General features: G+C 70.9%; 18 protein-coding genes and 1 riboswitch. Of the genes, 6 read left to right on the top strand and 12 right to left on the bottom strand.

The features are described 5' to 3' along the window. Positions 1–8 precede the first annotated feature (8 nt). Positions 9–797 carry a class E sortase gene (locus AC07AB_RS17700; RefSeq protein WP_478567232.1) on the bottom strand — a complete coding sequence of 263 codons (789 nt, stop codon included), beginning with the start codon at positions 795–797 and terminating at the stop codon, positions 9–11. A 128-nt stretch (positions 798–925) separates the two neighbouring features. Next, the gene (locus AC07AB_RS17695; RefSeq protein WP_478567229.1) at positions 926–2,311 is read right to left on the bottom strand and encodes a DUF445 domain-containing protein; all 1,386 of its coding nucleotides are present in this window, start codon (positions 2,309–2,311) and stop codon (positions 926–928) included. A 254-nt stretch (positions 2,312–2,565) separates the two neighbouring features. Here AC07AB_RS17695 and AC07AB_RS17690 point away from each other — a divergent pair, with 254 nt between their 5' ends. Then, positions 2,566–3,891: an SGNH/GDSL hydrolase family protein gene (locus AC07AB_RS17690; protein WP_478567226.1), complete on the top strand. Its 1,326-nt coding sequence runs from the start codon at positions 2,566–2,568 to the stop codon at positions 3,889–3,891. A gap of 16 nt (positions 3,892–3,907) precedes the next feature. On the opposite strand, the gene AC07AB_RS17685 is transcribed toward AC07AB_RS17690, so the two are convergent. The 3 genes from AC07AB_RS17685 to AC07AB_RS17675 form a co-directional block, all read right to left on the bottom strand. Next, the gene (locus tag AC07AB_RS17685) at positions 3,908–4,549 is read right to left on the bottom strand and encodes a DUF1707 SHOCT-like domain-containing protein (protein WP_478567223.1); all 642 of its coding nucleotides are present in this window, start codon (positions 4,547–4,549) and stop codon (positions 3,908–3,910) included. Between the two features lie 142 nt (positions 4,550–4,691). After that, positions 4,692–5,273 carry an ATP-binding protein gene (locus AC07AB_RS17680; protein ID WP_478567220.1) on the bottom strand — a complete coding sequence of 194 codons (582 nt, stop codon included), beginning with the start codon at positions 5,271–5,273 and terminating at the stop codon, positions 4,692–4,694. Beyond that, on the bottom strand, positions 5,270–5,584 hold the full coding sequence (locus AC07AB_RS17675) for a recombinase family protein (RefSeq protein ID WP_478567217.1): 315 nt from the start codon (positions 5,582–5,584) through the stop codon (positions 5,270–5,272). The genes AC07AB_RS17680 and AC07AB_RS17675 overlap by 4 nt, the downstream gene beginning before the upstream one ends. Before the next feature lie 207 nt (positions 5,585–5,791). On the opposite strand from AC07AB_RS17675, the gene AC07AB_RS17670 reads away from it, so the two are divergent. Together AC07AB_RS17670 and AC07AB_RS17665 are read left to right on the top strand one after the other, a co-directional pair. Further along, positions 5,792–6,676 (top strand): helix-turn-helix domain-containing protein, encoded by an 885-nt coding sequence (locus AC07AB_RS17670; protein ID WP_478567214.1) that lies wholly within the window; start codon positions 5,792–5,794, stop codon positions 6,674–6,676. After that, positions 6,673–6,885, top strand: a complete 213-nt coding sequence (locus tag AC07AB_RS17665) for a DUF397 domain-containing protein (RefSeq protein ID WP_478567211.1) — start codon at positions 6,673–6,675, stop codon at positions 6,883–6,885. Before AC07AB_RS17670 ends, AC07AB_RS17665 begins: the two co-directional genes overlap by 4 nt. A gap of 131 nt (positions 6,886–7,016) precedes the next feature. Here the strand turns inward: AC07AB_RS17665 and AC07AB_RS17660 are convergent, their stop codons facing one another. Genes AC07AB_RS17660 through AC07AB_RS17650 form a run of 3 tightly spaced genes read right to left on the bottom strand, consistent with a single transcriptional unit; the run spans position 7,017 to position 9,630 of the window. Further along, positions 7,017–8,018 carry an ABC transporter ATP-binding protein gene (locus AC07AB_RS17660; protein ID WP_478567208.1) on the bottom strand — a complete coding sequence of 334 codons (1,002 nt, stop codon included), beginning with the start codon at positions 8,016–8,018 and terminating at the stop codon, positions 7,017–7,019. 15 nt (positions 8,019–8,033) lie between these two features. Continuing rightward, positions 8,034–8,798 (bottom strand): ABC transporter permease, encoded by a 765-nt coding sequence (locus tag AC07AB_RS17655; RefSeq protein WP_478567855.1) that lies wholly within the window; start codon positions 8,796–8,798, stop codon positions 8,034–8,036. 31 nt (positions 8,799–8,829) lie between these two features. Further along, positions 8,830–9,630, bottom strand: a complete 801-nt coding sequence (locus tag AC07AB_RS17650; RefSeq protein ID WP_478567205.1) for an ABC transporter permease — start codon at positions 9,628–9,630, stop codon at positions 8,830–8,832. Positions 9,631–9,961: 331 nt separating this feature from the next. Here AC07AB_RS17650 and AC07AB_RS17645 point away from each other — a divergent pair, with 331 nt between their 5' ends. Next, complete coding sequence (locus tag AC07AB_RS17645; RefSeq protein ID WP_478567202.1) at positions 9,962–12,232, top strand: transglycosylase domain-containing protein; 2,271 nt, start codon at positions 9,962–9,964, stop codon at positions 12,230–12,232. Positions 12,233–12,278: 46 nt separating this feature from the next. On the opposite strand, the gene AC07AB_RS17640 is transcribed toward AC07AB_RS17645, so the two are convergent. After that, positions 12,279–13,763 (bottom strand): alpha/beta fold hydrolase, encoded by a 1,485-nt coding sequence (locus tag AC07AB_RS17640; protein WP_478567199.1) that lies wholly within the window; start codon positions 13,761–13,763, stop codon positions 12,279–12,281. Positions 13,764–14,023: 260 nt separating this feature from the next. Here AC07AB_RS17640 and AC07AB_RS17635 point away from each other — a divergent pair, with 260 nt between their 5' ends. Then, on the top strand, positions 14,024–14,665 hold the full coding sequence (locus AC07AB_RS17635; RefSeq protein WP_478567196.1) for a TetR/AcrR family transcriptional regulator: 642 nt from the start codon (positions 14,024–14,026) through the stop codon (positions 14,663–14,665). Positions 14,666–14,767: 102 nt separating this feature from the next. Here the strand turns inward: AC07AB_RS17635 and AC07AB_RS17630 are convergent, their stop codons facing one another. The 3 genes from AC07AB_RS17630 to AC07AB_RS17620 form a co-directional block, all read right to left on the bottom strand. Continuing rightward, positions 14,768–15,088: a DMT family transporter gene (locus tag AC07AB_RS17630; protein ID WP_478567193.1), complete on the bottom strand. Its 321-nt coding sequence runs from the start codon at positions 15,086–15,088 to the stop codon at positions 14,768–14,770. 33 nt (positions 15,089–15,121) lie between these two features. Then, positions 15,122–15,184, bottom strand: a riboswitch (guanidine-III (ykkC-III) riboswitch). Positions 15,185–15,258: 74 nt separating this feature from the next. Then, the gene (locus AC07AB_RS17625; protein ID WP_478567852.1) at positions 15,259–15,561 is read right to left on the bottom strand and encodes a GroES family chaperonin; all 303 of its coding nucleotides are present in this window, start codon (positions 15,559–15,561) and stop codon (positions 15,259–15,261) included. Between the two features lie 140 nt (positions 15,562–15,701). After that, the gene (locus AC07AB_RS17620; protein ID WP_478567190.1) at positions 15,702–16,022 is read right to left on the bottom strand and encodes a DUF3618 domain-containing protein; all 321 of its coding nucleotides are present in this window, start codon (positions 16,020–16,022) and stop codon (positions 15,702–15,704) included. A 132-nt stretch (positions 16,023–16,154) separates the two neighbouring features. On the opposite strand from AC07AB_RS17620, the gene bcp reads away from it, so the two are divergent. Next, complete coding sequence (bcp, locus tag AC07AB_RS17615) at positions 16,155–16,622, top strand: thioredoxin-dependent thiol peroxidase (RefSeq protein ID WP_478567187.1); 468 nt, start codon at positions 16,155–16,157, stop codon at positions 16,620–16,622. The last annotated feature ends 164 nt before the right edge of the window (positions 16,623–16,786 follow it).

The raw sequence follows: 16,786 nt of genomic DNA, 5'->3' as shown, positions 1-16,786 counted from the left end.
CGCAGACCCTAACGGGGCTCCGTCGCCGTCAACCTCCCCCACACCACCAGCCGGTACGTCGACGTGAACTCCGGCGTGCAGGTCGTCAGCGTCAGATACGAGTCGGGCTCCGCGTAGCGGTAGGCGGGGTGCGCCGAGCTGTACGGGACCGGGGCGATGACCGTGCCGTCGGAGGGCGAGGTCTGCGGCAGCGTGCGCTCGACGGTGTACGTGTAGCGGGCGGTGTCGGTGTCGATCCGCACGGTGTCCCCGGGCCGCAGCCGGTCGAGGCGGCGGAACGGTTCTCCGTGCGTATTGCGATGCCCGGCGAGCGCGAAGTTCCCCCGCTTCCCCGGCTGCGCGGTGTGGACGTAATGCCCCACGTACCCCTTGTTGAGGACGCCCGCCTTGCTGATGCCCTGCGCCACGGGCGCGGTGACGCCGATCTTCGGGATGCGGATGACGGCGTACGCGGCGTCCCGGCGGGGCGCACTACGGCCGGTGCCCGTCGTCACCTCGCCCGAGGACACGGAGGGTTCGGCGGACGGGGTGCCCCGCCCGTCGGCGGAAGGCGGCGCCTCGGGGTCCGCCGGATCCTCGGAAGGGGCCCCCGCCGACCACCCCCGCTCCAGCTCCGCGACCTCGTCCCGCGCGCTCGCCCGCGCCTCGCGGTTCGTCCACCACAGCTGGTGGGCGACGAGCAGCAGCACGACGGCCCCGAGCGTCACCACCAGCTCCGCGCCGCCCCACAGCAGCCGCGCCCCCAGGGGCCGCCGGCCCCGCCGCCCCCGCACCACCACCGGAATCCGCTCCCGCATCCGCCGCACGGTAGGCCCTGCGGGCGCGGACCGCCAGAGAAACGACCCGCCGAAGACGAATCACCCCTGACGAACCATCACCACCGAAGGCTCCTCACCGCCGAAGGCCCCTCACCACCGAAGAATCCTCACCCGCCGAACGCCTGCGACAGCGCGTAGATGCACAGCCCCGCGAGGGCGCCCACCACGGTGCCGTTGATGCGGATGAACTGGAGGTCCCGCCCGATGTGCGCCTCGATCTTCTTCGACGTGTGCTCCGCGTCCCAGCCCGCCACCGTGTCCGTGATCAGCGAGGTGATCTCGTCCCGGTAGGTCGTCACGACGTAGACGGCCGCGTCCTCCAGCCACCCGTCGACCTTCGCCCGCAGCCGCTCGTCCCCCGACATCCGGTTGCCGAGCGAGAGGATCGCCGCCCGGACCCGCAGCCGCAGCTCGCTGCGCTCGTCCTCGGCCGCCGCCACGATCATGGCCCGCACCGAGCTCCACGCGGAGGCGATGAGGTCCTGCACCTCGCCGCGGCCCAGCACCTCCGACTTCAGCCGCTCCACCCGCGCCCGGGTCTCGGTGTCCGCCTGGAGGTCGCCCGCGAAGTCCCGCAGGAACCGGTCCACGGCCCCCCGCGCCGGGTGGTCCGGCATGTCCCGCATCTCGGTGATGAACCGCAGCAGCTCCTTGTACACCCGGTCGCCGACCTTGCGGTCCACGAACCGCGGCGTCCAGCCGGGCGCACCGCCGGTGACCGCGTCCATCACCGACGCGCTGTGCTCGACGAGCCAGTCGTGGGCCCGTACGCACACCAGGTCCACCAGCTTGCGGTGGCCCCCGTCCGCGACGACCTTCTCCAGCATCTTGCCGACGCCCGGCGCGATCTCCTGCGCGTCGGCCCGCCGGGTGATCGCCTCGCCCACCACCGCCTGCACATCGGAGTCGCGCAGCACCCTCAGCGCGCCGCGCAGCGCCGTGGCCAGTTCGGCGGTGACCCGGTCGGCGTGCTCGGGCTCGGCGAGCCAGGCGCCCAGCCGGGAGCCGATGCCCACCGCGCGCAGCCGCTGCCGCACCACGTCGCCGGAGAGGAAGTTCTCCCCGACGAACTCGCCGAGGCTCTGCCCGAGCTGGTCCTTCTTCGTCGGGATGATCGCGGTGTGCGGGATGGGCAGCCCCATGGGCCGTCTGAAGAGCGCGGTGACGGCGAACCAGTCGGCGAGCGCGCCGACCATGCCCGCCTCCGCGGCGGCGGCCACGAACCCCGTCCAGCCCCCGGCCCCGGCGGACTGCGCCCACTTGGCCAGTACATAGACCAGCGCGACGGCGAGCAGCAGCCCCGTCGCGAGCGTCTTCATCCGGCGTACGCCGCGCCGCTTCTCCTCATCCGCGGCGCTGTACGTGAACCCGTCTGCCGGGGCGTCGGCCGCCCCGGCAGTGCCTGCTCCGGCGGGGCCGGACCCAGCGGCGTCAGCCCCAGCGGCATCCGCCCCGGCGGTCCTCGCCGATCTTTCCGTGTGCGTCGGTTCCATCCACTCCACCCGTTCGAGCCGTCCTTCGGCAATTGTCCCTGTACGAGGTACTCGGGGAACGGACCCGGAGTTCCCGGCGTCCCAGCTGTAGGGGCCGCGCCGCAGGCGGCCGCCCTGGTTCGCGGTGCGCTGCCCAGGTACCGCGCTGTCCGCCGGGCAGTCCCCCGCGCCGCCATGGGATCATGGAGACCGATCGGACTGCGACGGCGCCGCTGATCCCGTACCGACTGCGCCCCTGCGAGGAGAGTCCGCCCATGTCCAGGCCCCCCATGCCCCGCAGCTCGGCCTATGCCGTGCTGGCCGCGCTGGCGGCCGTGGTGGTCCTCATGTCGGCCGCCATATTCATCGGGGCGCGTACCGGCGACGGCCGGTCGGAAGCGGCGCCGCAGGAGTCCCGCGGCTCCGCCTCCCCCGCTTCCACCGGCTCCTGGGTCGGCACCTGGGGCACGTCGGCGTCGGCCGCCGAGCCCCGTACGCTCGGCGGTTTCGCGGGCATGTCGATACGGAACGTGGTGCACACCAGCATCGGCGGCACCAGCGCCCGTATCCAGCTCTCCAACCTCTACGGCACCCAGCCGCTCGCCATCACCCACGCGTCCCTGGCCCTGGCCGCCGCCCCCAGCGACCCGGGCGCCGCACCGGGCACCATGCGCCGCCTCACCTTCGGCAACCGCACCGGCGTCACCATCCCGGCCGGCCGCTCGGTCGTCAGCGACCCCGTCCGGCTCGCCGTGCCCGCGGCCGCGGACCTGCTGGTCACCACCTACTCCCCGACGCCTTCCGGGTCGGTCACCTACCATCCGCACGCCCGCCAGACCTCCTACCTCGCGCACGGCGACCGGACCGAGGACGGCGCGGGCACCGCGTACACCGGCCAGAGCCCGTACTGGCGCTATCTCACCGGCGTCGACGTGTGGAACAAGAACGCCCAGGGCGCCGTCGCCGTCATCGGCGACTCCATCACCGACGGCGTCACCTCCACCGCGGGCGCCAACCACCGCTGGACCGACTTCCTCGCCGCCCGGCTGCGCACCGAGCCGGACGCGCCCCGCTACGGCGTGCTCAACCAGGGCATCAGCGGCAACCGCGTCCTGCTGAGCGGCATGCACGGCCGCGCCTCCGCCAACCCCAGCGCCCTCTCCCGGCTCGACCGCGACGTCTTCGCGCGGACGGGCGTACGGGCCGTCATCTCGCAGCTCGGCGTCAACGACATCCTGCGGCTGCCGCAGCAGAGGGACCCCCGCCGGATCGTGGCGGGCCTGCGGGAGCTGGTCGCGCGGGCGCACGCGCGCGGGCTGCCGGTGTACGGCACCACCCTGATGCCGTTCGGCGGCCACCGCGGCTACGACCCGCGGCTGGAGGCCGTACGGGAGGCGGTCAACGCGGAGATCCGCGCGGGCCGCGTCTACGACGACGTCATCGACCTCGACCGCGCCCTGCGCGACCCGGCCGCACCGAAGCGCCTCAACCCGAGGTATGACTCCGGCGACCATCTGCACCCCAGCGACCAGGGCTACCGCGCGATGGCCCGCGCGGTGGATCTGAACAGCCTCAAGAAGGGGGCGGCGGCAACGCTCTGACGCGCCGCCCTCACCCCTACTCCAGCGACTTGCGCCGCTCCTCGCGCACCGCCTTGCGCTCCTTGCGGGTGACGCCGACGCCGCCCCAGAAGCCCAGGCCGGTGACGGTGACGCGCGGCGCGCCGGGCGTGCCCGGCCCGCTGGCCTTGTCGTCGAAGCCGCCCATGATGCCGATGCCGTTGACGTGCACCTCGACGTCGGGCGGCACGACGACCTCCATGCCGCCCATGATCGCGAAGCAGCGGATCACGATCTCGCGGTCCTCGAAGCGCGCCTCACGCAGATCGATCTGGCCGCCGCCCCAGAACGCCACGGAGGTGAAGACGCGCGGCGCGGTCCAGCCGCCCCCGCGCTGGAAGCCGCCCATGATCGCGACGGCCCAGCGGGAGGTGGCCCGGCCGCCGATGCGGTCGGCCCAGGCCGGGTCGGCGGCGGACGGCGATGCCTTGCGGGAGACGTCCGCCCCGGCCCGGCCCGGCGCCGGGAGGTCGCGCACGAGGACCTCCAACTCGCCGTGCGTACGGGCCTCGTACGCCGACCCCAGCCGCTGGTCGAACTCCTCCATGTCCAGCCGTCCCTCGGCGAGCGCTTCCCGCAGGGCCTCGGCGATGCGGTCGCGCTCGGCGTCGGAGGCTCGCATCTCAGGGAGTTCGCTCATACCGGACAGCCTATCGACCGTAGGTCACGAAGCCGACCGCTCCGCGTACATCTTCGCGATGACGGCCTCGATGTCCGGCTCCCGCACCGACAGATCCACCAGCGGGTGCCCGTCGTCTTCTCTCTGCCGGGGCGAGTGTTGGTCAGACGGCCCGGAGGCCGACGAGCACGCGGCGTAAGAGCCAGGGATCAGCCCGCGCGGCCGGCCCTACGTTGGAGCGCTCCGACCTACGGCGGTGCGGCGGCACGGCAGGAGTCGCCTCGGGCACCGTGATCTCAGCCCAAACCAACTTGCCCCGCGGCGTGCGGTAGGAACCCCAGCACTTCGTCGTCTCCTGGACGAGCAGGAGACCGCGCCCGCCTTCGGTGTCGTCGTCCGCCTTCTGGAGGACGGGCATTCCCTTGGATGTATCCCACACCTCGATGACGACGCTGGTGTCGAGGCCGACCAAGCGCACGGTCACGAGGTTCAAGGTCTCCAGCTCCAGCCACGTTGGCCGGCGGTCGAGAACGCCGGTCGCTTTCACGGCGTTCGTGACCAACTCGGAGACGACGAGGGTGGCGTCCCCTTCGATGGAGCGGGCGTGCCACTTGCCGAGCGTGAGCCTCATGAAGTGGCGGGACATACTCACCGCCGAGCCGACAGCGGCAAAGCTGAGCTGATCCATGAAGCGGGCGCGCTGGGAGAAGTAGAAGGGTTCTTCGTCGTCCTGGCTCTGGTTCACGCGCACTCGTCCAAGCTCACGACCTGCGCGGATACGTGCTCGATGTTCAGGATCATGGCGTTCTGGAGCGCTCGGGTAATGGCCAGGTCGCGGTAGGACGGGATGATCACGTGGCGGGCTTCCGCGCGCTGGATGGCCTCGATCATCTCGCCGAAGGCGTCGATTCGCCCGTCCAACAGCTCGTGGAACACGGTCGCGAGGGTGAAACCTTCGGCGTCGGCGTACACGGTCATGTCCGCCTGCCTCTGGTGCACCTCCTCGTCAGGCATGTCACTCGGTACGCGCATATAGCCAAACATCAGCGGCTTCACGTCCTGCCCTCCCTTGCCCGCGCTCACTCTCAGCGCTGCGGTTCATGCCCTGCGTTACCGAGTGAAGCACTGGACTATTCGAATATGCAACACTCCATATCGAGAATCCGGAGTCGCATATTCGAACTCATATCCCCTATTCCACATCGGGTAGATGTAGGTTTCCATTTCGGATGTAAGATGGATTCCAGATCGGAGGTACACCACGTGGTGGAAGCGGCAAGCGGCTCGACCGTGCCTCGCCGTCAGTTGGGGCGACACCTGCGTGAGCTGCGCAATCGCGCGCGGCTGACCGTACGTGCGGCATCGACGGCCCTGGAATGGTCGGATCAGAAGATCTGGCGCATCGAGACGGGGCAAACGTCCATGCGCAGCCTGGACGTTGAGGCCATGTGCCGCGTGTACGGCGCGGACGCCGAGTTGACCAAGGGTCTTATGGGCCTGGCCAAGGAGACAAAGAACCGAGGGTGGTGGCACTCCTACGGTGACGTGATCCCTGAAGGGTTCGACCTGTTCATCGGCTTGGAGGGCGCGGCGACGAGTCTGCGTCAGTACATCAAGGACCTGGTTCCGGGCCTCGTGCAGACGGATGACTACGCCCGCGCCTTGATTCAGGCGGACAACCCCGACGTTGCGTCCGACGAGATCGAACGGCGGGTGCATGTCCGACTGGCGCGTCAAGAGCTGCTGACCAGGGTGACCGCCCCGCCTACCTTGGAACTGGCGCTCGGTGAAGCGGTTCTTCACCAGCCGGTCGGCGGCGGTGACGTCATGGCTCGCCAGTTGGACCGTTTGGCAGAGACGATGGACATGCCGAACGTCTCACTGCGGGTCGTGCCGTTCGCAGCAGGCTTGCATCACGGACTCATGTCCGGCCCGTTCACCATCCTCCGCTTCCCTGTCAGCGGTGACGGTCAACCGATGGAGCCGCCCACCGTCTACATGGAGGGTTTCACCGGTGACCTCTACCTCGACAAGCCACAAGAGATCGAGCGGTACGACCAGGCGTTCACGTCGATCTGGGACGCGACCCTGGACGCCAAGAACACGCAGAACATGCTTCGACAAGCGGCAAAGGAGTTTGCGCGATGATGAGTTCAGACCTCGCGGGCGCGGTGTGGCATAAGTCCAGCCGCTCCCAGAACAACGGCCAGTGCGTCGAGATAGCGTTCCTCGATGATGGCCGCGTAGCCATGCGGGACAGCAAGGACAAGGGCAACGGCCCCGCTCTCGTCTTCACCCCCGGCGAGTGGGACGCGTTCGCGGGCGGCATGTCGGACGGGGAGTTCCTCCGTCCGTAGCCACCCACCAAGATCCCGACTACAGAGCAGCGCCCGACCCATTCAGAGGGCCGGGCGCTACTTGTACGCAAGCGCGAGCCGGGTGCGCTCCCGAGACGGATCGATGCCCGCGACGCGCAGCCGAGGGCAGGTCACGAAGCCGACCGCTCCGCGTACATCTTCGCGATGACGGCCTCGATGTCCGGCTCCCGCACCGACAGATCCACCAAGGGGTACCGCTCCGCGACCGCCGCGACGATCGGCGCCGCGCTGCTCGTCGCCGCGAACGCCAGCCACTGCCGCGGCCCCTCGACCCTGACCGTACGAGCCCCCGGCACGTCCTCGATCGGCGGCAGCTCCCGCTCCAGGTCCACCACCAGGGTCCGTTCGCTCTCCCCCACCGCGTGCAGGCCGCTCAGCCCGCCGTCGTACACGAGCCGCCCGTGGTCGATGACCATCACGCGCTCGCACAGCTGCTCGATGTCGGTGAGGTCGTGCGTGGTGAGCAGCACCGTCATGCCCTGCTCGGCGTTCACATCGCGCAGGAATTCCCGGACCTTGGCCTTGCTGACCACGTCGAGGCCGATGGTCGGCTCGTCGAGGTAGAGCACCTCCGGGTCGTGCAGCAGCGCGGCGGCGATGTCGCCGCGCATCCGCTGGCCCAGCGAGAGCTGCCGTACGGGCACGTCCAGCAGGTCGCCGAGGTCGAGGAGTTCGACGCAGCGGTCGAGGTTCTCCCGGTACCGGGCGTCGGGGATCTTGTACATGCGGTGCACCAGCCGGTACGAGTCGCGCAACGGCAGGTCCCACCACAGGGTGGTGCGCTGCCCGAAGACCACGCCGATGCGGCGCGCGAGCCGGGTGCGCTCGCGCGACGGGTCGACGCCCGCGACGCGCAGCCGCCCGGCGCTGGGCACCAGGATGCCCGTCAGCATCTTGATGGTGGTGGACTTCCCGGCCCCGTTGGGCCCGATGTAGCCGACCATCTGGCCGCGCGGCACGGTGAAGCTGATGCCGTCCACGGCCCGTACCTCGCGCTTCTCGCGGCGCAGCAGCCCGGCCTTGCGCCGTACGTCGAAGACCTTCTGCACGCCGTCCAGTTCGATGAACCGCTCGGGGTCATCGCCGTGCGTCGTGCGGTCGCTGTCGTGCATCGTGCGCCTCCACCCTCAACTTCCCGTGCTCCGATAGCTTCTGAGCCCGCTCCGCCAGGCCAGCCCCGCGAGCGCGGCCATCGCCGCCGCGACCAGCGGTCCGCACAGGCCCACCCAGCCGGGCAGGTGCAGCGGGTCCTCGCGGCCCAGCAGGCGCAGCGCGGGCAGCCAGTTGACGAAGGCGAGCGGCACGACGAACGTCACCCCGCGGACCAGCTCCTTGGCGAAGACGGTGGGCGGGTACTGGAGCAGCGTGTTGCCGCCGTAGGTGAAGGAATTCTGCACCTCGGCGGCCTCGGTCGCCCAGAACTGGAAGGCCGCGCCCACCACGAAGACCGATCCGAAGATCACCGCGCCGCTGACCACCATCACCGGGATGAGCAGCACGTTCAGCGGCGTCCACACCACGTCCGCGCGCGCCAGTCCGAAACCCAGCACCAGCACGCCCTGCGAGATCCGGCCGAGCCGGCGCAGCGCGAAGCGGTCGGCGGCGACCTGCGCGAAGACCGGCACGGGGCGGACCATCAGGGTGTCGAACGTGCCGTCGCGCACGCGCTGCCCGATCCGGTCCATCGAGCCGAGACAGAGGTCGGCGAGGCCGAGCGAGGTGCTCGTCGCCCCGTACAGCAGCGCGACCTCCGGCAGTGTGAACCCGCCGAGCGCCTCGATGTGGGAGAACATCAACAGGATCGAGACGAAGTCGAGGCCGCTGCCGAGGAAGTTGCCGACCGTCGTCATCAGGAAGGACGCGCGGTAGGCCATCGTCGAGCGGACCCACATCGCGACGATCAGCCCGTACGCCCGGATTCCGTCAACCACCCTGGATCACCGCCTTCGAGGTGGCCAGCGCCTGGACGGCCCGGCCGGCCCCGAGCAGCGCCACCGCCCAGCCCGCCTGGAACGCCAGCGCCGTCAGCAGCCCGGTGCCGGTGGCCTGTCCGAGCAGTACGTCGACGGGCACCTGGAGCATCGCGGCCCAGGGCAGCGTCCGTACGAACTCCCCGAAGCCGCCGGGGAAGGCGTTGAGCGGCAGCAGCAGGCCGGAGAAGAAGATCGAGGCGAGCCCGGTGACCATGCTGACCCCGGCCCCGTCGAGCAGCCAGAAGGCGCACAAGGCCACCAGGTAGCGGACGGCGAAGCTGACGACGATGCCGAGGAAGACCGCGAGGAGGAAGGCCAGCCAGGTCAGCGGGGAGGCGGGGAGGGAGAGGTCGAAGGCGAGCGCGCCGACGGCCAGCGGCACGGCGCCCCGGCCGAGCAGGTGGAAGGCGGCCCGGCCCAGTTCGCTCGCGAGCCACCACAGCTGGAGGTCGACGGGCCGGTAGAGGTCGACGGCGATGTCCCCGGAGCGGATGCGCTCCTGGAGCTCGTCCTGGAAGCCGCCGCCGAGCAGCGCGCACGCGGCGAGCAGCGCCTGGCTGACCCAGACGAAGGTGAGGGCCTGCGACTGGTCGTAGCCGCCGAGGTGGGGCCGCTCGCTCCACAGGGCGATGAAGGTGTAGGCGACGATGAACCCGAATACGGTGTTGGTGAAGACGCCCGCGGCGGTGGCGACCCGGTAGGTCGCGTACCGCCGGAAGCCGTTCACCGCGACGGCTGCGTACAGCCGCATCTCGTGCTCCCCTCCCGCTCGGATCGCCGTCTCTCCGGCGGCTCTCGGCCCCGCCTCGGCCCCGCACCCGCTCAGCGGGGGGACCTGGCAGCAAAAGATCAGAGCCTAGCCACGCGGTCGCGGCCGATGCCACACATTTTTCACTCGTTGGGGTGGACAGCCGGGGCCGAACGGCTCGTTACAGAGGTGTCACAGGTGCGTGCCGCCCCCTATTCACGGAACGCATGGTGCGAGAGTGTTTTATGGGACGTACTAGACATATGGGAACCGCCCGCCACAAATCCGTCCCGCCGGGCCGAACCCCGGCGGCGGCCGAGGAGTCCCCCCACACATGAGCGACCAGCAGCCAGAGCAGCAGCCGCCCGGCGACGGTGCCGCCACGACGGACGGCTGGCCGCCCAAGAAGGCGGGCAGACGCCGCCCCAGGCGCACCGGCTGGCGCCGCCTCCTGCCCACCTGGCGCATGCTCCTCGGCGGCTTCCTGCTCATCGTGCTGCTCATCGCGGGCGGCCTGATCGCGGGCTATCTGCTGGTCGACATCCCCAAGCCGAACGACGCGGCCGTCGCGCAGAGCAATGTCTACCTCTACGCCGACGGCTCCCAACTCGCCCGCGACGGCGTGGTCAACCGCGAGAACGTGCCGCTCAGCAAGGTCCCCAAGACCGTGCAGCACGCGGCGCTCGCCGCCGAGGACCGCGGCTTCTACTCCGAGTCGGCCGTCAACCCCGGCGCGATGCTGCGGGCCGCGTGGAACACCGTCATCGGCAAGGGCAAGCAGTCCGGCTCCACCATCACCCAGCAGTACGTCAAGAACTACTACCTGGGCCAGGAGCAGACCCTCAGCCGGAAGGCGAAGGAGTTCTTCATCGCGATCAAGCTGGACCGCGAGGAGAGCAAGGACGGCATCCTCCAGGGGTATCTGAACACCAGTTACTTCGGCCGGAACGCGTACGGCATCGAAGCCGCCGCCCAGGCGTACTTCAGCAAGGACGTCGGCGACCTGAGCACCGCGCAGGGCGCCTATCTGGCTACGCTCCTCAACGCGCCCAGCGCCTACGACGTCGTCGCCCACCCGGAGAACAAGCAGCGGGCCGTGAACCGCTGGAACTACGTGCTCGACGGCATGGTCAAGGAGAAGTGGCTCGGCGCGTCCGAGCGGGCCGCCATGACGTTCCCGGTGCCCGGCAAGGCCAAGCCCGCCGCCGGCATGTCCGGCCAGCGCGGCTATCTCGTCGAGGCCGTCAAGTCCTACCTGACCGGCAACAAGCTCATCGACGAGCAGACGCTGGCGACCGGCGGCTACCGCATCACCACCACCATCGACAAGAAGCGCCAGAACGCCTTCGTCACCGCGGTGCGCGAGCAGTTGATGGACAAGCTCAGCGACTCCCGCAAGGTCGACTCGTACGTACGGGCCGGCGGCGCGTCCATCGACCCGGCGACCGGCAAGGTCGTCGCCCTCTACGGCGGCGTCGACTACACCAAGCAGTACGTCAACAACGCGACCCGCCGCGACTACCAGGTGGGCTCGACGTTCAAGCCCTTCATCTTCGCCTCCGCCGTGCAGAACGGCTCCAAGACCCAGGACGGCCGGGCCATCGCCCCGAACACCGGCTACGACGGCACCAACCGCCGCCCGGTGCAGGGCCCGAACGGCCCCGTCGGCTACGCGCCGCCCAACGAGGACGACGTCTCCTACGGCCGGGTCACCGTCACCAAGGCCATGGACAAGTCCGTCAACGCCGTCTACGCCCAGATGGCCGAGGACGTCGGCACCCAGAAGGTCAAGGACACCGCCACGGCCCTCGGCCTGCCGAAGAAGACCCCCAACCTCAACGCCTTCCCCTCCATGGCCCTCGGCGTCGCCACCGCCAGCGTCCTCGACATGACCCAGGCGTACGCCACGCTGGCGGGCCACGGCGAGCACGGCACGTACACGATGGTCACCAAGGCCACCAAGGGCGCCGAGCAAGTCGACCTGCCCGGCCGGGGGAAGAAGCAGGCCGTGCCGCGCGACGCCGCCGACACCACCACCTCGATCCTGCGCAGCGTCGTCGACAACGGCACCGGCTCCGCCGCCCAGGCCGCCGGACGGCCCGCCGCGGGCAAGACCGGCACCGCGGACGACGACAAGGCCGCCTGGTTCGCGGGCTACACCCCCGACCTGGCCACCGTCGTCGCGGTCATGGGCCAGGACCCCGACAGCGCCGTCCAGAAGCCGCTGTACGGGGCCGCCGGCCAGCCCCGTATGAACGGCGGCGGCCCGCCCGCCCAGATCTGGGCCGCGTACACCGCCGCCGCGCTGGGGGACGAGCCCGCCGAGGACTTCGACCTGAACCTGGAGGGCGGCGCCGAGGCCCCCTCCGACGAACCGTCCACGCCCTCCGAGCCGCCCGCCTCCTCGGCCTCCGACGAACCCACCGCCACCAGCGGCCCCCCGACCTCCTCCGACCCCACCACCCCCAGCTCACCGCCGACCTCCGACACCCCGCCCACCGAGGCCCCGACCCGGCCCACGGGCGCCCCCACCCCGCCGCCCGAGACCCCCGGCCCCGACGACGACGGCGCGTTCGGCAACCAGGACTCGCTGCTCGATCCCTAGATTCCACGCCGCGCCGACAGCGCCATGGGCGGTGCCGGAGCGCGGCTCAGTCGGTGCAGGTGGTGTCCGGCGCGGGCAGGGCGCGGGTGGTCAGGTAGCGGTTGGCGGCATCGCGGACACACCGGGAGAACAGGACCATGCTGTAGTCGTCGCCTTCACGGCTCAGGACGACGCTGCCGGGCAGTTGATCCGCCATGGCGTACCCCGCGCTGTGCGGGGCCAGGGCCTGGTGGGTGGACTGGAGGACCAGCGCGGGCGGCGCGCCCCGCACCGGGTCGCCGGCGTCGACGGGGACGGCCGGTACGGGCCAGCCGAGGCAGCCGGCGAGCGCGGTCCACGACCGTACGGCGCCGCCGAGATGGGGCGAGGTGCGCGCCACCCGCTGCCGCAGCCGGGTCAGTTCGCCGAACGTGGCCACCGGGCGCGCGCTGTCCAGGCAGGCGGGCACCAGGACCTGGACGCGGTCCAGCGTGGCGTCGGGCACGACGGTGAAGTCCGTGGCGTCGCCGGTCCTGGCCTTGGCCATGGCCCGCGCCAGCGCGGGCCAGGTGAACGCGGACAGGGACAGGTAGTCCTGGGTGGCGCCGCGGATGTCCTCGCCGGTCAGCGGCCGGTGGCCCGCGCCGGGGGCCGGGATCGGGGTGCGGTCGGCGCGAGCGACGAGGGCGTCGTACGCGGCCGCCGCGTCCTCGCCGTGCAGGGCGCACTTCGCCGAGCCGGCGCACCAGGCGGTGAAGCGGTTGAACGCGTCCTCGGCGGTCGCCGCCTCCTTGACGATCCGCTCGGTGGGCGAACCGGTGTCGTCCAGCGCCGTGTCGAGGACCATGGTGCGCAGCCGGCCGGGGTGAAGATCGGCGTAGGTGCGCCCGAGCAGCGTGCTGTAGTGGATGCCGTACCAGTTCAGCCGCCGCTCGCCCAGTCCGATCCGTACCGCCTCGAAGTCCCGGGCGGTGCTGGTCAGGTCGGTGTGGGCGACGAGCGGGCCGTTCTCGCGCAGGCAGTTCTCGGCGAAGGCCCGGTTGTGGGCGACGAGCGTGTCGAACGCGGCCCGGTCGCGCGGGAAGTAGCTGACACCGGCGGGCTTGAGCGGCTCAGAGCAGCGGACCGGCGTGCTCTGCCCCACTCCGCGCGGGTCCACCGCGACGATGTCGAACCTCTCGGTCATGGCCCCCGCGTACGAGGGGAAGCCGGACCGTATCGCCAGGCGCAGCTGCTCGATCGACGACCCGCCGGCTCCGTCGTTCATGAGCAGGGTGCCCTGCCGGTGCGCCTGGTCGTCGGCCGGGCGGCGGACGAGGGCGAGGGTGAGACTGCCGGCGCCCGGGCGCGACCAGTCCACCGGCACCCGGATCGTGCCGCACCGCATGCCCTGGAAATCCCGGTCCTCGCAGTCGCGCCAGCTGATACGCGCGGCGGAGGACTGCCGGCCGCCCTGGGCGGGCAGCGCGACCGCCGGGGCGGCGAGGGCCGCCGTGGCCGCCAGGGCGATGACGACGGCGGCGGGTCGGAAGCGCTTACGGGCTCTGATCATGACTGCTCTCCTGGAGCGTCGTGCGCCGTGGCCGGCGCGGATGAGAGAAACCTCGAAGATCGCGCGGACGGTGCGGACCACAGCCCGCACCTATAAATGATCACTACAGTTATAAGCATTAACAAGAATGATGAGTCAACACTAAGCTGTCAAGGTGCCGTCGGACCGGTTCGCTGCATGCTCTATCCGTGGCGATAAGTTGTCACCCAAGGAAAAGCACACCAGAGCAGCCAGCACAGCCAGAGGGGACGTGGTGGGTAATGGCCGCAGCCAAGGCGACGCCCCGTGAGCGGTACCGGGACCAAGTACGTACGGAGATCAAGGACCACGCGCGGCAGCAGATCGCCGCCTCGGGAGCGTCCGGCCTCTCCCTGAACGCCATCGCCAAACAGATGGGCATGAGCGGCCCCGCGCTCTACCGGTACTTCGCCGGCCGCGACGAACTGATCACCGCGCTCATCAGGGACGCGTACCGCAGCATCGCCGACGCCGTCCGCGCCGCCGCCGAGGACGGCGCCGACCTCACCGGGCAGGCACACACCCTGCGCGACTGGGCCCTGGCCGACCCCCAGCGCTACTTCCTCATCTACGGCACACCCGTCCCCGGCTACCACGCGCCCGACGACGTCACCGCCATCGCGGCCGAGATCATGGCGACGCTCCTCGACGCCTGCGGACCGCCCGCGGACCGCCCCGCGACGGCGCTCGACACCCACCTCGCCGACCACCGCCAGTGGGCACACGGACACTCCGCGCCGCCCGCGACGCTGCGCCGGGCGCTGACGACCTGGACCCGGGTGCACGGCGTCCTGTCCCTGGAACTGGCCGGCCACTTCACCGGCATGGGCATCGACCCCGCCGTGCTCTTCGCCTCCGAGCTGGACGACCTGCTGGCCTCCTGACCACCCAGCGGCCGGGAGACCAGGCGGGCCGGGAGACCAGGAGGGGGTCAGGCGGCCAGGCGGCCGGGAGACCAGGAGGGGCCGGGCGGCCGGGACGAGCCCTCAGTGGCCCGAGGTCGCCTTCAGACCGACGACCGCCACCAGCAGCAGACAGACGAAGAAGATCCGCGCCGCGGTCGCCGGTTCGCCGAGCACCACCATCCCGAGCACCGCCGCGCCGGCCGCCCCGATGCCCACCCACACGCCGTACGCCGTGCCGATCGGCAGCGTCTTGGCGGCCTGCGAGAGCAGCAGCATGCTGGCCGCGATACCCACGACCGTGAACACACTCGGCCACAGCCGGGTGAAACCCTCGGTGTACTTCATCCCGATCGACCAGCCGACCTCAAGCAGACCGGCGATCGTGAGCAGAATCCATGCCATGACGGCACCTCCGTGAAAACGAGCTTCAACAGGGGTGCGTCGTCTTTGCCTACCCGGTACGGCGCGTCTCGTCGGGTTCCCGGCAACCGTAGCAAAAACCCCACGAAAAAGGCTGGTGACCTCAGCCACCAGCCCCCGCGCCACGGACGGCGCCCAGCCGCCGCGGACCGCTACAGATACAGCCCCGTCGAGTCCTCCGAACCCTCCAGCCGCTCCGCCGCCACCGCGTGCAGATCCCGCTCCCGCATCAGCACATACGCCACGCTGCGGACCTCGACCTCCGCCCGGTCCTCCGGGTCGTACAGCACCCGGTCGCCCGGCTCCACCGTCCGTACGTTCTGCCCGACCGCGACGACCTCGGCCCAGGCCAGCCTGCGGCCGACCGCCGCGGTCGCCGGGATGACGATGCCGCCGGTCGACCGGCGCTCGCCCTCCGGGATGTCGGTACGGACCAGCACCCGGTCGTGCAGCATCCGGATGGGCAGCTTGTCGTGGGTGGGGTTCTCGCTCACGCCAAGACGGTACCTGCCCGGCCCGCCCCCGCGGGCACGGGACCGCACAAGTAGGGGTCGCCGGTACGGAGGCGGGCCGGACCCGGTCCGTACGGAGGAACTCAGTCCCGGCGACGGCGCGAGGACAGGGTCAATAGCCCCACCACGCCCACCACCAGCAGCGCGGCCGGCACGATCCGCTCCACCCGCGGCGCCCCGTCCGGCGAGACGAACTGCGCCCGCGCGTCGGAGACCACACGGTTGACCGCGACGTACGCCCGTCCCGCGGTGCGGTCCACGGTCGAGGCCACCTTCGCCTTCGCGTCACCGACGATCGTCGACGGGTGCACCCGCACCCCGATCTCGTCCAGCGTCACGGCGAGCTCCCGCCGCCTACGGGCGATGTCCGCCTCGATCTGCGCAGGGGTCCTGGCTTCCGACACCGCGCTGCCTCCGTCATGTCGATGTTCCGTGATGGACAGTCTGTCAGCTCCGTCGCGGGTACGCCCCACAGCACCCCCGATCGGGGACGTGGCTACGCTCGGGGGCACAGCCACCCAGCCATGAGGAGAGCCATGAGCGAGCGACTTCAGCCCGGCGACACCGCCCCCGCCTTCACCCTGCCCGACGCCGACGGCAAGCAGGTCTCGCTCGCCGACCACCGCGGCCGCAAGGTCATCGTCTACTTCTACCCCGCCGCCCTCACCCCCGGCTGCACCAAGCAGGCCTGCGACTTCACCGACAACCTCGAATTCCTCGCGGGCCACGGCTACGACGTCATCGGCGTCTCCCCCGACAAGCCCGAGAAACTCGCCAAGTTCCGCGAGGCCGAGAACCTCAAGGTCACCCTCGTCGGCGACCCCGACAAGAAGGTCCTGGAGACCTACGGCGCCTTCGGCGAGAAGAAGCTGTACGGCAAGACCGTCACCGGCGTCATCCGCTCCACCGTCATCGTCGACGAACAGGGCAAGGTCGAGCACGCCCTGTACAACGTCAAGGCCACCGGCCACGTCGCCAAGATCATCAAGGACCTGGGGCTGTAACCGACCCGCCCCGCACCTCCGCCGCCCCGCCCTCCGGCGCATCCGGCAGCTCCAGCACGGCCTCGGGGGCGGCGCCCCCCGGGGGGGCGAAACACAACCGAAACCCCACAACCATCAACCGCTCCCCCGAAGGCGGGACACACAAAACACGCCCCCTCACACGC

Source organism: Streptomyces sp. NPDC044033 (assembly GCF_056434425.1).
This window is presented reverse-complemented; position numbering and strand designations above follow the sequence as displayed.

Bases quoted from the DNA above. Each gene is read 5' to 3' on its own strand.
- AC07AB_RS17700 (WP_478567232.1), bottom strand. From the start codon at position 797: ATGCGGGAGCGGATTCCGGTGGTGGTGCGGGGGCGGCGGGGCCGGCGG.
- AC07AB_RS17695 (WP_478567229.1), bottom strand. From the start codon at position 2,311: ATGGAACCGACGCACACGGAAAGATCGGCGAGGACCGCCGGGGCGGAT.
- AC07AB_RS17690 (WP_478567226.1), top strand. From the start codon at position 2,566: ATGTCCAGGCCCCCCATGCCCCGCAGCTCGGCCTATGCCGTGCTGGCC.
- AC07AB_RS17685 (WP_478567223.1), bottom strand. From the start codon at position 4,549: ATGAGCGAACTCCCTGAGATGCGAGCCTCCGACGCCGAGCGCGACCGC.
- AC07AB_RS17665 (WP_478567211.1), top strand. From the start codon at position 6,673: ATGATGAGTTCAGACCTCGCGGGCGCGGTGTGGCATAAGTCCAGCCGC.
- AC07AB_RS17660 (WP_478567208.1), bottom strand. From the start codon at position 8,018: ATGCACGACAGCGACCGCACGACGCACGGCGATGACCCCGAGCGGTTC.
- AC07AB_RS17655 (WP_478567855.1), bottom strand. From the start codon at position 8,798: ATGTGGGTCCGCTCGACGATGGCCTACCGCGCGTCCTTCCTGATGACG.
- AC07AB_RS17650 (WP_478567205.1), bottom strand. From the start codon at position 9,630: ATGCGGCTGTACGCAGCCGTCGCGGTGAACGGCTTCCGGCGGTACGCG.
- AC07AB_RS17645 (WP_478567202.1), top strand. From the start codon at position 9,962: ATGAGCGACCAGCAGCCAGAGCAGCAGCCGCCCGGCGACGGTGCCGCC.
- AC07AB_RS17640 (WP_478567199.1), bottom strand. From the start codon at position 13,763: ATGATCAGAGCCCGTAAGCGCTTCCGACCCGCCGCCGTCGTCATCGCC.
- AC07AB_RS17635 (WP_478567196.1), top strand. From the start codon at position 14,024: ATGGCCGCAGCCAAGGCGACGCCCCGTGAGCGGTACCGGGACCAAGTA.
- AC07AB_RS17630 (WP_478567193.1), bottom strand. From the start codon at position 15,088: ATGGCATGGATTCTGCTCACGATCGCCGGTCTGCTTGAGGTCGGCTGG.
- AC07AB_RS17625 (WP_478567852.1), bottom strand. From the start codon at position 15,561: ATGCTGCACGACCGGGTGCTGGTCCGTACCGACATCCCGGAGGGCGAG.
- bcp (WP_478567187.1), top strand. From the start codon at position 16,155: ATGAGCGAGCGACTTCAGCCCGGCGACACCGCCCCCGCCTTCACCCTG.